The sequence below is a fragment of the Rhodococcus globerulus NBRC 14531 genome, assembly GCF_001894805.1.
Taxonomy (GTDB): domain Bacteria; phylum Actinomycetota; class Actinomycetes; order Mycobacteriales; family Mycobacteriaceae; genus Rhodococcus_F; species Rhodococcus_F globerula.
In genome coordinates, this window is the sequence record NZ_BCWX01000002.1 from 576,479 (window position 1) to 589,635 (window position 13,157).

Here is a 13,157-nt window from a genome sequence, read left to right on the forward strand (position 1 = left end):
ATCAGTACTTCAGCAGGTCTACGTCGTCGACGGATACAGAACGCCGAGATCGGAAGATAATCATGATGATTGCCAGGCCCACAACCACTTCCGCGGCGGCCACCACCATGGTGAAGAACGCAAAGATCTGGCCGTCGAGGTTGCCGTGCATCCGCGCGAACGTGACAAACGCGAGGTTGGCGGCGTTGAGCATCAGTTCGATGCACATGAACACGACAATGGCGTTGCGTCGTAGGAGAACTCCGGCCGCGCCGATGGTGAACAGCAGAACCGACAGGTAGAGATAGTTCTCGGGATTCATCGGTTGTTCTCCTCTCTGCTTGTCGGATCCTGCATGCGCGGCGTGAGGGCGCTCGAGACCGAGATGTCCGACGCCGAGCCGTCGGGCAGCCGCGCCGGTATGTCGACAGCGTTGTTCCGGGCATAGACGCCGGGACTGGGCAGCGGTGTGGCCGAGCCCTTTTCGGGATTGTGCTCGTCGCTGCCCAAATACTTGAATCGCTGCTGCGAGAGTTCGCGTTGACTCATCGACGCCTCGATCTTCTCCCGGTGCGCCAGCATCATCGCGCCCAGTGTGGCCGTGATAAGCAGTGCGCCGGTCAATTCGAAGGCCCAGACGTAGCGAATGAAGATCAGATCGGCGAGCGCGTCGATGTTGCCCTGCTCGAGGTTGGTGAACCCGGTGAATCCCGAGATCGATGCGTTGCCGAGTCCGCCGATCAGCAGCAGACCAAAGCCGAGACCGATCACGATCGCGCTGACGCGTTGTCCCCGCAGAGTTTCGACCAGCGAGTCCGAGGAGTCGACGCCTACCAGCATCAGCACGAACAGGAACAGCATCATCACCGCACCCGTGTACACGACAACCTGAACAACTCCGAGGAACAAGGCACCTTGAACTATGTAGAACACGGCCAGGATGATCATGGTCATCGCCAGGAACAGTGCCGAATACACAGCTTTCGGGGCCGCAACAACTCCGAGCGCGCTGATCACGGCGAGAGTGCCGAGAATCCAGAACTGCACGGCCTCACCCGTCGACGTCGACGTCAGCGTTCCCTGTGCGAGAACCTCCGCGGTGATCGCGCTGATCATTGTTCCGGCTCCTGGCCGGCCGCCGCGATGTCGCCGCGGTAGTAGTCGTCCTGCGTGGTTCCCGGGCGCAATGCGTGCGGAGGCGCATCCATGTCGGGCTTCAGGGGTGCGAGCAAGCGGTCCTTCTCGTAGATCAAACCGGCGCGATTGTCGTCGGCCATCTCGTATTCGTTGGTCATGGTCAGCGCACGGGTGGGGCACGCCTCCACACACAATCCGCAACCGATGCACCGCAAGTAGTTGATCTGGTACACCTGGCCGTACCGTTCACCGGGGGAGTATCGCTCGTCTTCGGTGTTGTCCGCGCCTTCGACGTAGATCGCGTCGGCGGGGCACGCCCACGCGCAGAGCTCGCAGCCGATGCACTTCTCGAGACCGTCGGCATACCGATTGAGTTGGTGGCGACCGTGATAACCCGGCGCCGTCGGCCGCTTCTCTTCCGGATAGAACTCGGTTTCCGGCTTCTTGAACATGGTCGAAAGCGTGACGCCGAATCCGGCAAGGGGTCCGAGGAATTCAGGCATGGGAGTCCTCCGATGTTTCGGTGGGTGCAGCTGTCTCGGTGGGTGTAACCCCGGTTCGGCTGAATGCAGAAACCGTCTGACCAGGCATCGGCGGCACAGGGAAGCCGCCGGCCATGGGATCGAACGGCGTGGGATCGAAAGGCGCGGTTGCGGTTGCGGTTGCGGCAGGTGGTTGCTCGACGTCGCGTCGGCGGCCCCGGTAGAGACCACCGACTGCAAGAACAAGCGCGCCGCCCAGAACCACACCGACGCACAGCAGCACCAGCCAGGTGTTGTACCCCGCGTTGCGGAAGGCGCGTACCGAGGCGATTGCCATGACCCACACCAATGCTGCCGGGATGAGGATTTTCCACCCGAGATTCATGAACTGGTCGTAGCGCAACCGGGGAAGCGTGCTGCGGAGCCAGATGAAGATGAAGAGGAAGAACCAGACCTTGCCGATGAACCACAGCACCGGCCACCACCCCGAATTTGCGCCGTCCCAGAGATTGAACGGGAACGGCGCGTGCCAGCCGCCGAGGAAGAGTGTCGTGGCCAGGGCCGAGACCGTCACCATGTTCACGTATTCCGCGAGCATGAACATCGCGAACTTGAGTGACGAGTACTCGGTATGGAATCCGCCTACCAGTTCGCCTTCGGCTTCGGGAAGGTCGAATGGCGCGCGGTTTGTTTCGCCGACCATGGCAACTACGTAGATGAGGAACGAGGGAAGGAGCAGGAAGACGTACCAGGATCCTTCCTGGGCGCTGACGATCCCGGACGTGGACATGGTTCCGGCGTAAAGGAATACGGCGGCAAACGACAAGCCCATCGCCACTTCGTACGAGATGACCTGCGCCGTGGATCGAAGAGCGCCGAGCAGCGGATAGGTCGATCCGGACGACCACCCGGCAAGAACGATTCCGTAGACCCCGACGGAGGTGACGGCGAGGATGTACAGAACACCGACGGGAAGGTCTGTGAGTTGCAGCGGCGACCACGTCCCGAAGATCGACACTTCGGGGCCGAAGGGGACTACCGCAAATGCCATGAACGCGGGAACGACGGCAATGATCGGAGCCAACATGTAAATCGGTTTGTCGACGCCGGAGGGTGTGATGCCTTCCTTGAGAGCCAGTTTCACGCCATCTGCCAGGCTTTGCAGCAATCCGCGCGGGCCAACCCGGTTGGGGCCGACACGCATCTGCATTCGGGCCATGACCTTGCGCTCGACGTAGATCGCGATCAGCGTCGTGAGCAACAGGAACACGAAGATGACGAGCGCCTTGGCGATCACCAGCCACAGTGGATCGTGCCCGAACGCCGAAAGATCCACGGGTTCAGCGATAAACGTGACAGTGCTCATTGCGGCACCTGATTGGAGATCGTGACTATGTCGCCTGGGGATACTCCCAGCGTTCGATTGACTTCGCTGCCGGTCGAATTGAGGGGGAGCCAGACAACTCGCGGCGGCAGATCCGTGATGGCCAGTGGCAGCGTGATAGTTCCCCGGCCCGAGCTGACCGACACAGGCTGACCTTCGATTGCTCCGATCTCCGTGGCAGTGCTCGCGCACAGCCGCACAACCGGTTCGTGGGCTGTTCCGGCCAGGTTGGGATCACCGTCCTGTAGTCGTCCTCGGTCGAGAAGTAGGTGCCAACTCGACAGGACGGCTTCGCCGGGTTGTGGTTCGGGACGCGCCGACGCGGGGGAGCGGGGAGCGGGTACCCGCTTGCCCGACCACGTTCCGAGCGCGAGGATCTCGGCGTGCGCGGTGGCAGCGTCGGGAAGTCCAAGGCTGATGCCCATCTCGGTCGCAATCGCCTGGAGGACTCGTTGATCAGGCATCACACCGGTGGTCCGCAGGGCAGTCTCGAAGGGACGCTCGCGGCCCTCCCAGTCGATGAATGTGCCAGGTTTCTCGGCGATGGCCGCCACCGGGAACACAACATCGGCCAGTTCGGTGACGCTGCTATGTCGAATCTCGAGGCTGACGACAAAGCCGGCGGATTGAACGGCGGCGCGGGCAGCGTCGGGATCCGGCATGTCGGCAAGATCGACCCCACCGATCAGCAGAGCGCCCAGCGCTGAGTCCGATCCCAACATCTGTGTTGCACTCAGTCCATGCTCGGTGGGTAGTTCCGCCGACCAGGTCGAGGAAATATCTTCGCGAGCAGCAGGGTCGGATACCGGTCTGCCCCCGGGGAGCAGTCCCGGCACAGCGCCGACTTCGACGGCGGCCCTATCTCCGGCGCGACGCGGAATCCACGCGAGCCGTGCACCGGTGGTTTCGGCCAATCGCTGTGCCGCCGAGAGTCCGCCGTCGATGGCGCCAAGTCTTTCGCCGACCAGAATGACTGCACCAGGCTGACGTAGCAGCCGGCCGACTTCGCCGTCGGGATCACTCAGTGAATCCAGAAGGACAGGTTCGCCCCCTGGTGACGCCTGCAGAAGTGTGCCGGCCATTTTCTGTAGACCTCGGGTTGTAAAAGGAGCGAGAGACAGAACCCGAGTCTGCTGTGTCCGCGCAGCCTTGCGGAGGCGAAGGAAGACGATGGGCGATTCCTCTTCCGGTTCGAGTGCCACCAGAAGTGCGACCGGGGCAGCCTCGAGGTCTGCGTAGGTGACAGATTCATCGAGTGATCGGCCGGCGACGTGAGCGCCGAGAAATTCGGATTCCTCCTGGGACTGGGCGCGAATCCTGAAGTCGATATTATTGGTGCCCAATGCGATACGTGCAAACTTGCTGTATGCGTACGCGTCTTCCATGGTGGACCGTCCACCCACCAGTACGCCCGCATTGCCCCGTGATTCGGCAAACTTCCGGGCCACCATGTCAAGGGCGAATGGCCACGACGCGGGAACCAGCGCGCCCTCGCGGTCGCGGATCAATGGAGTGGTGATCCGGTCGCGTTGTGTTGCATACGAGAAGGCGAATCGCCCCTTGTCGCAGTTCCACTCCTCGTTGACGTCCGGGTCGTCGCCGGCGAGGCGCCGCAGTACCTTCCCGCGACGATGATCGGTCCGTTGGGCGCACCCGTCAGCGCAGTGTTCGCAGACGCTGGGACTGGACACCAGATCGAAGGGACGAGCGCGAAAGCGGTACGACGTATTGGTGAGAGCGCCGACGGGGCACACCTGAATGGTGTTTCCGGAGAAGTACGACTCGAAGGGTTCGTTGGCGTAAATCCCGACCTGCTGCAACGCTCCGCGCTCGAGGAGATCGATGAACGGGTCACCCGCAATCTGCTGCGAGAACCGGGTACACCGCGCGCACAGAACACACCGCTCCCGATCGAGCAGAACCTCGGAAGAGAGTGGAATCGGCTTGGGATACGTCCGCTTCTCCTCGCCGAACCGGGATTCGGTCCGGCCCGTCGACATCGCTTGATTCTGCAGTGGGCACTCGCCGCCCTTGTCGCACACCGGGCAGTCGAGAGGGTGATTGATGAGGAGCAGCTCCATCACTCCGCGCTGCGCCTTCTCGGCGACGGGCGAGGTGACCTGGGTGTTGACAACCATTCCGTCCGCGACCGTCGTGGTGCAGGACGCAAGCGGCTTGCGTTGGCCCTCGACCTCGACGATGCATTGTCGGCACGCGCCCACGGGATCGAGAAGGGGGTGATCGCAGAATCGGGGAATGACGGTACCGATCATCTCCGCGGCACGAATGATCAACGTGCCCTTGGGAACCTGGACCGTGGTGCCGTCGATGGTGAGGGTGACGAGGTCCGACGGGATTACGTCACCGGTTTCGACATCAGCCGCTGCAGTCATGAGGTGTACGCTCCTGTCGCCAGAACGGACCGCGCGGGATCGAACGGGCAGCCGTCTTGATCGAAATGCATCAGGTACTCGTCGCGGAAGTACTTCAGCGACGACATGATCGGACTGGTCGCCCCGTCGCCCAAGGCACAGAAGGACTTTCCGAGAATGGTGTCGGAGATGTCGAGCAGTTTTGTCAGGTCGGACTCGGTTCCGCTTCCACCTTCGAGACGACGCAGAATCTGCACGAGCCAGTACGTGCCTTCGCGACAGGGAGTGCATTTGCCGCACGATTCATGGGCATAGAACTCCGTCCACCGCAGCACCGCCCGCACGATGCACGTCGTGTCGTCGAAGATCTGCAGAGCCTTGGTGCCCAGCATGGATCCGGCGGCGCCGACACCCTCGTAATCGAGTGGAACGTCCAGGTGTTCATCGGTGAAAATCGGTGTCGACGATCCGCCGGGTGTCCAGAACTTGAGAGTGTGGCCGGCCCGGACGCCGCCGGCGTAACCAAGCAGTTCGCGCAACGTTATGCCGAGAGGCGCCTCGTACTGCCCGGGAGTCGTGACATGACCGGACAAGGAGTACAGCGTGAATCCGGGTGATTTTTCCGTACCCATCGACTTGAACCATTCGGGGCCGTTTTGGATGATGGCCGGCACGCTGGCGATGGATTCGACGTTGTTGACCACTGTCGGGCACGCATACAAGCCCGCCACTGCCGGAAACGGCGGCCGCAATCGCGGTTGCCCGCGGCGGCCTTCCAATGAATCGAGCAGCGCGGTCTCCTCACCGCAGATGTACGCGCCCGCGCCGGCGTGCACCACCAGATCGAGATCGAAGCCGGAACCCTGGATATCGCGTCCCAGGTAACCGGCCGCGTAGGCCTCCGAAACCGCAGTCTGTAGGCGTCGTAGCACCGGGACAACCTCGCCGCGCACGTAGATGAACGCCTTGGCCGCGCGAATTGCATAGGCCGCGATGATGACTCCCTCGACCAACGTGTGAGGGGTTGCCATCATCAACGGCATGTCCTTGCATGTTCCGGGTTCCGACTCGTCGGCATTGACCACGAGGTAATGCGGCTTGTTGTCGCCCTGCGGGATGAAACTCCACTTCAAACCGGTGGGGAATCCGGCGCCACCACGGCCACGCAGACCCGCGTCCTTGATGGTGGCAATCACGTCGTCGGCGGTGCCCGCGAGTGCCTTGCGCAACCCCTGATAACCGTCGTGCCGAAGATAGGCGTCGAGAGTCCACGAATGGGGTTCGTCCCAGTGCCGGCTCAGTACAGGCGCAAGTGCCATGTCATTTCCCTTCGCCGGAGCTGGGATTGTCGGTGGACTGCGCCGCGACCACTCTCAGTCCCGCGAGAGTTGCGGCACCACTGGTCTGAGCCTCGGCAGCTTCGGCGCGGGTATCCGCGAATCCGGCCAGGGTGCGGGCGGTTTCGCGGAAAGAACACAGCGTGGCACCGCGACTGGGGGTGACACGGTCGCCGCTACGGAGTGCATCGACCAACGTGCGTGCAGACTCGGGCGTCTGGTTGTCGAAGAACTCCCAATTCACCATCACGACCGGTGCGTAGTCGCAGGCGGCATTGCACTCGATGTGTTCGAGAGTGATCTTGCCGTCCGACGTGGAAATCGAATGTGACGCCTCGTCACGCGAGCCCGCCGATTCGAGGTGCTCCTCGAGCGCCTCGAAGATGGCATCGCCGCCCATGATCGCGCACAGAGTGTTGGTGCAGACGCCTACCAGGTACTCGCCCGTCGGTCCGCGCCGATACATGGAGTAGAAGGTGGACACTGCCGCGACTTCGGCACCGGTCAAGCCGAGTTTGCCTGAGCAGAAGTCGATTCCGGCCGGCGTGATGTAGCCGTCCTCGGATTGGACAAGATGCAGTAGTGGCAGCAGCGCGGATCTGCTGGTAATCGCGCCTTCGCCTGCCGAATCGTCACGGTATCGCGCAATGACGGCCTCGGCGTCCGCGTCGAGTCGTGCCAGGACATCGGCAGGGTAGCTGCTTCGAGCCCCTGGTCGCACCAACTGGGTGGGCTCTTCGGGCCGTGGACCGAGTTCGAGGAAGACGCGGGTGCCACCGTTTTTCGTGGAGTCTGTCATCGGTCCACTCCGCCCATGACTGGATCGATGCTGGCCACCGACGCGATCACATCGGACACCATGCCTCCCTCACACATCGCAGCTACCGCTTGGAGATTCGTGAACGACGGATCCCGGAAATGCACTCGGTACGGACGGGTGCCGCCGTCGGACACCATGTGAACGCCGAGTTCTCCGCGTGGCGATTCCACGGCCACGTACACCTGACCGGCCGGAACGCGGATACCCTCGGTCACCAATTTGAAGTGGTGGATGAGGCCTTCCATCGACGACTCCATGATCTTGCCGACGTGCTTCTGCGAATTGCCGAGTCCGTCATCACCTACCTGGAGATCTGCAGGCCACGCAATTTTCCGATCGTCGACCATGATCGGTCCCGGGGCCAGCTTGTCGAGGCATTGTTCGACGATCTTCAAGGACTCCTTCATCTCCTCCACCCGAATGAAGTACCTTCCGTAACAATCGGACCCGGTGTGTGTGATGACGTCGAACTCGTAGTTCTCGTAACCGCAGTAGGGCTGCGCTCGACGCTGATCGTGGGGGAGGCCGGTGGCCCGAAGTACCGGACCGGTGATGCCGAGCGCCATGCATCCGGTGAGGTCCAGGTATCCGATGCCGCTGGTTCGCGCCTTCCAGATCGTGTTGTCGGTGAGCATCAACTCCATGTCGCGCAGGCGATTCGGCAGAACCTTCAACAGTTCGCGGATCTTCGGAATCGAACCTGCGGGTAGATCCTGAGCCAGTCCGCCTGGACGGATGAACGCATGATTCATTCGAAGGCCGGTGATGGTCTCGAAGACGTCGAGTATCAGTTCGCGCTCGCGGAACCCGAACAGCATGGCAGTGACAGCGCCCAACTCCATACCGCCAGTAGCCAACGCAACAAGGTGCGAGGAGATCCGGTTGAGTTCCATCAACATCACGCGCACAACGGTGGCGCGTTCCGGGACGTCATCGGTGATACCGAGTAGCTTCTCGACGCCCAGGCAGTACGCGGTTTCGTTGAAGAACGGAGACAGATAATCCATACGGGTGACAAAAGTGACGCCCTGAGTCCAGTTCCGGTATTCGAGGTTCTTCTCGATTCCGGTGTGCAGGTAGCCGATTCCGCATCGCGCCTCGATTACCGTCTCGCCCTCGATCTCGAGAATGAGACGGAGCACGCCGTGCGTCGACGGGTGCTGTGGACCCATGTTGACGACGATGCGTTCGGCACCGGCATCGGATCGGCCCGCTGCCGCCGCGGCGACTATCTGGTCCCAGTCCTGACCCGAGGCGGTGTAGACCGTCTCTTGCGATGGTGTGTCAGCCATGTTGTTCATCAGATGTACGACCTGCGCTCGTCGGGTGGCGGGATATGTGCGCCCTTGTATTCGACGGGGATTCCGCCCAGTGGGTAGTCCTTGCGCTGGGGGTGGCCCCGCCAGTCGTCCGGCATCTCGATGCGAGTGAGCGACGGATGGCCGTCGAAGATGATGCCGAAGAAGTCGTAGGTTTCGCGTTCGTGCCAGTCGTTGGCCGGGTAGGTGCCCACCAGCGAGGGAATGTGCGGATCGGAATCCGGTACCGACACCTCCAACCGGATACGACGATTGTGGGTGATCGACGAGAAGGGGTACACCGCGTGCAGTTCGCGTCCGGCATCCTGTGGGTAGTGAACGCCGTTGACGCCGAGACACAATTCGAACCGCAAGTCCGGTTCGTCGCGAAGACGCCGGGCCACCTGGGGTAGGTGCGAACGTTCGATGTGCAACGTCAACTCGTCGCGGAAGATCACCACCTTCTCGACCGCGTCGTCGAAGGCAGTTCCGTTGTCCGACAGTGCAGCCGACAATCCGTCCGCTATCTCGTCGAAGTATCCGCCATATGGCCGCGTCGCAGCATCCGGTGCGGCGGCAGGGCGGGCCAACCGGTTGTAGCCGGATGTGTCGCCACTGCCGCGTGCTCCGAACATTCCGCGGCGGTCGGAGGATTCATCGGTCATCGCAGCAGTCCCTTGATGTCGATCAGAGGAGTGGACGCCAGTGCGGCGCGCTCGGCAGCGGCGCGTGCTTCTTCGCGGTTGACGCCGAGTGGCATGTCCTGAATCTTTTTGTGCAGTTCGATAATTGCGTTGAGCAGCATCTCCGGACGTGGCGGGCATCCAGGCAGGTAGATGTCGACCGGCACGATGTGGTCGACACCCTGGACTATCGCGTAGTTGTTGAACATTCCGCCCGACGACGCGCAGACACCCATGGAGAGCACCCATTTGGGTTCGGCCATCTGGTCGTAGACCTGCCGCAGGACCGGCGCCATCTTTTGACTGACCCGTCCGGCGACGATCATCAGGTCTGCCTGCCGGGGTGACGCGCGGAAGGCTTCCATGCCGAAGCGCGCCAAGTCGAATCGGCCGGACGTAGTCGACATCATCTCGATGGCGCAGCACGCAAGTCCAAAGGTTGCCGGCCACAGCGATCCCTTGCGGAAGTAGCCGGCCAGGCCCTCGACAGTTGTCAGGAGAAAACCGCTCGGAAGCTTTTCTTCAAGACCCATATTCGACTCGTTTCCGTCGTGAGAGTTGCCGTCGGATGCGTGTGCACTTGCTGTGTTTGCAACTGCGGGGAAATCAGGTCAGTCCCAACTCAGACCGCCTCGTCTCCATTCGTAGGCATACGCAACCGAGACGTTCACGACGAACAGGCCCATGGCCGCGAGTCCGAACAAACCGAGCGAATCGAAATGGACTGCCCAGGGATAGAGGAAGACGATTTCGATGTCGAAGATGATGAACAGCATGGCCGTCAGATAGAACTTGACGGGAAACCGTCCGCCACCGACGGCGCGGGGCGCCGGTTCGATGCCACATTCGTAGGCTTCGAGTTTCGCGCGGTTGTACCGGCGAGGCCCGACGACGGAGGCAAGAACGACTGACACCACGGCAAAGGCCATCGCAATGGCACCCAGAACGAGAATTGGCACATACGCGTTCATGTCGCACCGAACCTCTCTCCGTTTAGCGTGACGCCCCGTGAATGACGCTGCCCCAGAAGGCCCTGCTGTCCCTGCCAGATCGATACTGCCAGCATCTCGCCGATCGTGTGACCTGTGACACTTACCCTAGGTGGTGCCTCCGACATTGGGGCTGATTTTCGAACTGTGGAGTTTTGCTCCCGAGATGCCGAAGTGCTCGCCGCCGCAAGGGAACTGTGTAGGCGCCGGCCGATCAGAGGTTCAGGCGAACGCGGAGCAAACGAATGACGGCCGACGCCAGTTCGATCGGGTCGAGTGGTTGGGAAACGGCAGCTTCCGCGCGTGACCACGACGCGAGCCAGGCGTCGTCGGGTCGACCGGTCAGAATCACGATCGGCGGGCAGTTCGCGATCTCGTCTTTGAGTTGCTTCGCGACGCCCATGCCCCCGGCCGGGCTTGCCTCGCCGTCGAGAATGGCGAGGTCGATGCCGCCGCGGTCGAGTCGATCGATCACCACCGGTGCTGTGGCCACCTCGACGTATTCGATCGGTGGGAGATCCGGATGGGGGCGCTCGCCGAGGGCGAGGCGGACCTGTTCGCGCGTGTGGGCGTCGTCGCTGAAGACGAGCACACGCACGGTGGCGGGGGTGCGAGGAGGTGCTGCCGCGTCGGACACGAGGCCGACGTTACCCCGCGACTATCCGTCGCGGCAGTGAATCATGAACTTCACCAAGGACTTTCCGTCGAGTGCGGCGGTCCGGGGGGTTCGTGAAATGCGGCAACCCTCGCGTCCGAGCTTGCGGGACGCGAGGGTTGCGCGCGAATAGTGCTGACTGTCAGAAGTTTTCGACGAACTTCGTCAGTCCCTTGCTGGCGGTCTCCAGCGCCGTCTTCTGGGCTTTCTTCACCAGGAATCCCGGCAGCGGAATCTTGGGGTCGATGGTCAGTTCGAAACTGATCTTCGTTCCGCCATCGGTGGGGGTGAGGGTGTACGAGCCGTCCTGCTGGTTCTGCTGTCCACTCTCGACGAGGGTCCAGCTCACCTTCTCGTCACCGTCGAAGGTGTAGTCCACAACTTGCTCGTCGTTGATGCCGAGAATCGACACGGCCATCCGGACGCGATGCGGCCGACCGTCGTCATGTGTGGTCTCGATCGTGATCTTCTTGTGCGCAGACGACCATTCGGGCAACCGGTCCACCGCCGCAACCGCTGCCATGACCGTGGCCGGATCGGCCTTGATCTCGAATTCCTTGACGCCCGAAACGGCCATACGTCTTACTCCTTACATGCCTGACGGCAACAACTTCGTGGACTTGCTCGGACGCAATTAGATCAGTCCATGCCGTTCTTACGCATCTGATCCCGCAAAGCGCCTTGTACGGCTTGCGACACCCACGAATTCAAGGAGACGCCGTTCTGATTTGCGGCTTCCTCGGCGCGGGCCTTGATCTGCTCCATCATGCGCAGGGTGACCCGGCTGATGTCGCCGCTGACGTCGTCGAACGAGTAGACGTTTTCCTTGGCGGGCTCCTCGGCCCCGGAATCCTTCGATGCTTTCTGGACGTCGACCAGAATGTTGTTGCCGTCGAGATGGACCTTGACGTCGCGGTCCTCGATCTCGGCCCCGATTTCCTTGGCGAGCTCGGTTGCCGCAGCCAGCAGAACGAGGCGTATCGACGGTTCCATGGCGGCCGCGAGTGACGCCGCGATGCGACGGGTGTGGTCGTCGCCGAGTTCGGCCGCCGTGACGAGGTCATCGTGCAGCTTTGCGGTGTACTCCGAAATATCCATGACACCACAGTGACGTCAAAAGTGACGTCAGTCAAGGTGCCGTCTGGCGTCAGGGCTTCCCAGGTGGTTTCTGCCTATAGAGTTGCCGCGCAGCAAGGCCGGAAGCGTCCGGTTGGCCTGACAGCCGGAAGTGTCCGGCGGACTCGAGGAGTATGTAGTGCCGCACACGGTGTCACTGAAAGTGCAGATGGTGGCAAAGTCCGAGTTCTTCCCGCCGGACGACATCGACTGGGAAACCGATGCCGACGGCGGTGAGGCACTTGCGGAATTCGCCGGCCGCGCCTGCTATCAGAGTTGGTCCAAGCCCAACCCGCGCACAGCCACGAACGCCGGATACATTCGACATCTCCTAGAAGTCGGGCATTCGTCTGTCCTCGAACATGCGACGGTCAGTTTCTACATCACCGGAATCTCGCGCTCCTGTACCCACGAACTGATCCGTCACCGCCACTTCTCGTACTCGCAACTCTCCCAGCGGTTCGTTAGGGAGAACGATGCAAGCGTCGTGGTCCCGCCGGCTGTCGAAGGTGACCCGGAACTCGAAGCGCTGTTCCTGGCCGCCACCGAGGAAAGTCGACGGGCCTACGGCGAACTGCTCGCTGCGTTGGAAGGCAAATTGCAGTCCGTCCCCGGCGCACCCGTGCGCGGCAAGCAAGCGCGTCAAGCCGCTCGCTCGGTGCTGCCCAATGCCACGGAAACCCGTCTCGTAGTCAGCGGAAACTACCGTGCTTGGCGACACTTCGTGGATATGCGCGCCACCGAGCACGCGGACGTCGAGATCAGGCGCGTCGCGATCGAGTGCTTGCGGCAACTTCAAACCGCTGCGCCAAATGTGTTCGGAGACTACGAGATTCTGCGCAGAAGTGACGGATCGGAAATTGCCGTCAGCTCGTTCGCTGCCGAGTGAAGTTACGTTCGCGACT

Annotated in this window: 15 protein-coding genes; 1 reads left to right on the top strand and 14 read right to left on the bottom strand. The window is 61.9% G+C overall.

Features of this window, described 5'->3' with window-relative positions; genetic code table 11:
* Position 1: 1 nt before the first annotated feature.
* From nuoK to RG2_RS11280, 14 genes are all read right to left on the bottom strand, one after another.
* Entirely contained in the window at positions 2-301 is a 300-nt protein-coding gene (gene nuoK, locus RG2_RS11215; protein ID WP_033234863.1) for an NADH-quinone oxidoreductase subunit NuoK, read from the bottom strand.
* A complete protein-coding gene (locus tag RG2_RS11220) occupies positions 298-1,095 on the bottom strand; it encodes an NADH-quinone oxidoreductase subunit J (RefSeq protein ID WP_033234862.1) in 798 nt (265 codons plus the stop codon). The genes nuoK and RG2_RS11220 overlap by 4 nt, the downstream gene beginning before the upstream one ends.
* Positions 1,092-1,619 (bottom strand): NADH-quinone oxidoreductase subunit NuoI, encoded by a 528-nt coding sequence (gene nuoI, locus RG2_RS11225; RefSeq protein WP_033234861.1) that lies wholly within the window; start codon positions 1,617-1,619, stop codon positions 1,092-1,094. Before nuoI ends, RG2_RS11220 begins: the two co-directional genes overlap by 4 nt.
* A complete protein-coding gene (gene nuoH / locus RG2_RS11230; RefSeq protein ID WP_371851315.1) occupies positions 1,612-2,874 on the bottom strand; it encodes an NADH-quinone oxidoreductase subunit NuoH in 1,263 nt (420 codons plus the stop codon). Before nuoH ends, nuoI begins: the two co-directional genes overlap by 8 nt.
* A gap of 86 nt (positions 2,875-2,960) precedes the next feature.
* Positions 2,961-5,375, bottom strand: a complete 2,415-nt coding sequence (locus RG2_RS11235) for an NADH-quinone oxidoreductase subunit G (protein WP_033234859.1) — start codon at positions 5,373-5,375, stop codon at positions 2,961-2,963.
* Positions 5,372-6,673 carry an NADH-quinone oxidoreductase subunit NuoF gene (gene nuoF / locus RG2_RS11240; RefSeq protein ID WP_033234858.1) on the bottom strand — a complete coding sequence of 434 codons (1,302 nt, stop codon included), beginning with the start codon at positions 6,671-6,673 and terminating at the stop codon, positions 5,372-5,374. The genes RG2_RS11235 and nuoF overlap by 4 nt, the downstream gene beginning before the upstream one ends.
* Position 6,674: 1 nt before the next feature.
* Positions 6,675-7,490: an NADH-quinone oxidoreductase subunit NuoE gene (gene nuoE / locus RG2_RS11245; RefSeq protein WP_033234857.1), complete on the bottom strand. Its 816-nt coding sequence runs from the start codon at positions 7,488-7,490 to the stop codon at positions 6,675-6,677.
* Positions 7,487-8,803 carry an NADH dehydrogenase (quinone) subunit D gene (gene nuoD, locus RG2_RS11250; protein WP_072782567.1) on the bottom strand — a complete coding sequence of 439 codons (1,317 nt, stop codon included), beginning with the start codon at positions 8,801-8,803 and terminating at the stop codon, positions 7,487-7,489. The genes nuoE and nuoD overlap by 4 nt, the downstream gene beginning before the upstream one ends.
* A gap of 8 nt (positions 8,804-8,811) precedes the next feature.
* Positions 8,812-9,474, bottom strand: a complete 663-nt coding sequence (locus RG2_RS11255; protein ID WP_033234855.1) for an NADH-quinone oxidoreductase subunit C — start codon at positions 9,472-9,474, stop codon at positions 8,812-8,814.
* Positions 9,471-10,025, bottom strand: coding sequence for a NuoB/complex I 20 kDa subunit family protein (locus RG2_RS11260; RefSeq protein WP_033234854.1), 555 nt, complete (start codon positions 10,023-10,025; stop codon positions 9,471-9,473). Before RG2_RS11260 ends, RG2_RS11255 begins: the two co-directional genes overlap by 4 nt.
* A 78-nt stretch (positions 10,026-10,103) precedes the next feature.
* Positions 10,104-10,463 carry an NADH-quinone oxidoreductase subunit A gene (locus tag RG2_RS11265; RefSeq protein ID WP_033234853.1) on the bottom strand — a complete coding sequence of 120 codons (360 nt, stop codon included), beginning with the start codon at positions 10,461-10,463 and terminating at the stop codon, positions 10,104-10,106.
* Positions 10,464-10,695: 232 nt separating this feature from the next.
* Entirely contained in the window at positions 10,696-11,118 is a 423-nt protein-coding gene (locus RG2_RS11270) for an Rv3143 family two-component system response regulator (protein WP_033234852.1), read from the bottom strand.
* Between the two features lie 160 nt (positions 11,119-11,278).
* Positions 11,279-11,713 carry an SRPBCC family protein gene (locus RG2_RS11275; protein ID WP_033234851.1) on the bottom strand — a complete coding sequence of 145 codons (435 nt, stop codon included), beginning with the start codon at positions 11,711-11,713 and terminating at the stop codon, positions 11,279-11,281.
* Between the two features lie 62 nt (positions 11,714-11,775).
* Positions 11,776-12,234: a toxin-antitoxin system HicB family antitoxin gene (locus tag RG2_RS11280; protein ID WP_033234850.1), complete on the bottom strand. Its 459-nt coding sequence runs from the start codon at positions 12,232-12,234 to the stop codon at positions 11,776-11,778.
* A gap of 157 nt (positions 12,235-12,391) precedes the next feature.
* On the opposite strand from RG2_RS11280, the gene thyX reads away from it, so the two are divergent.
* Positions 12,392-13,141 carry an FAD-dependent thymidylate synthase gene (gene thyX / locus RG2_RS11285; RefSeq protein ID WP_033235005.1) on the top strand — a complete coding sequence of 250 codons (750 nt, stop codon included), beginning with the start codon at positions 12,392-12,394 and terminating at the stop codon, positions 13,139-13,141.
* Positions 13,142-13,157: the final 16 nt, after the last annotated feature.

What these genes read in the sequence shown, in the direction of transcription:
- RG2_RS11235 (WP_033234859.1), bottom strand. Translation starts at nt 5,375, where the DNA reads ATGACTGCAGCGGCTGATGTCGAAACCGGTGACGTAATCCCGTCGGAC.
- nuoF (WP_033234858.1), bottom strand. Translation starts at nt 6,673, where the DNA reads ATGGCACTTGCGCCTGTACTGAGCCGGCACTGGGACGAACCCCATTCG.
- nuoK (WP_033234863.1), bottom strand. Translation starts at nt 301, where the DNA reads ATGAATCCCGAGAACTATCTCTACCTGTCGGTTCTGCTGTTCACCATC.
- RG2_RS11260 (WP_033234854.1), bottom strand. Translation starts at nt 10,025, where the DNA reads ATGGGTCTTGAAGAAAAGCTTCCGAGCGGTTTTCTCCTGACAACTGTC.
- RG2_RS11265 (WP_033234853.1), bottom strand. Translation starts at nt 10,463, where the DNA reads ATGAACGCGTATGTGCCAATTCTCGTTCTGGGTGCCATTGCGATGGCC.
- RG2_RS11255 (WP_033234855.1), bottom strand. Translation starts at nt 9,474, where the DNA reads ATGACCGATGAATCCTCCGACCGCCGCGGAATGTTCGGAGCACGCGGC.
- RG2_RS11220 (WP_033234862.1), bottom strand. Translation starts at nt 1,095, where the DNA reads ATGATCAGCGCGATCACCGCGGAGGTTCTCGCACAGGGAACGCTGACG.
- nuoE (WP_033234857.1), bottom strand. Translation starts at nt 7,490, where the DNA reads ATGACAGACTCCACGAAAAACGGTGGCACCCGCGTCTTCCTCGAACTC.
- RG2_RS11275 (WP_033234851.1), bottom strand. Translation starts at nt 11,713, where the DNA reads ATGGCCGTTTCGGGCGTCAAGGAATTCGAGATCAAGGCCGATCCGGCC.
- nuoD (WP_072782567.1), bottom strand. Translation starts at nt 8,803, where the DNA reads ATGGCTGACACACCATCGCAAGAGACGGTCTACACCGCCTCGGGTCAG.
- RG2_RS11280 (WP_033234850.1), bottom strand. Translation starts at nt 12,234, where the DNA reads ATGGATATTTCGGAGTACACCGCAAAGCTGCACGATGACCTCGTCACG.
- nuoI (WP_033234861.1), bottom strand. Translation starts at nt 1,619, where the DNA reads ATGCCTGAATTCCTCGGACCCCTTGCCGGATTCGGCGTCACGCTTTCG.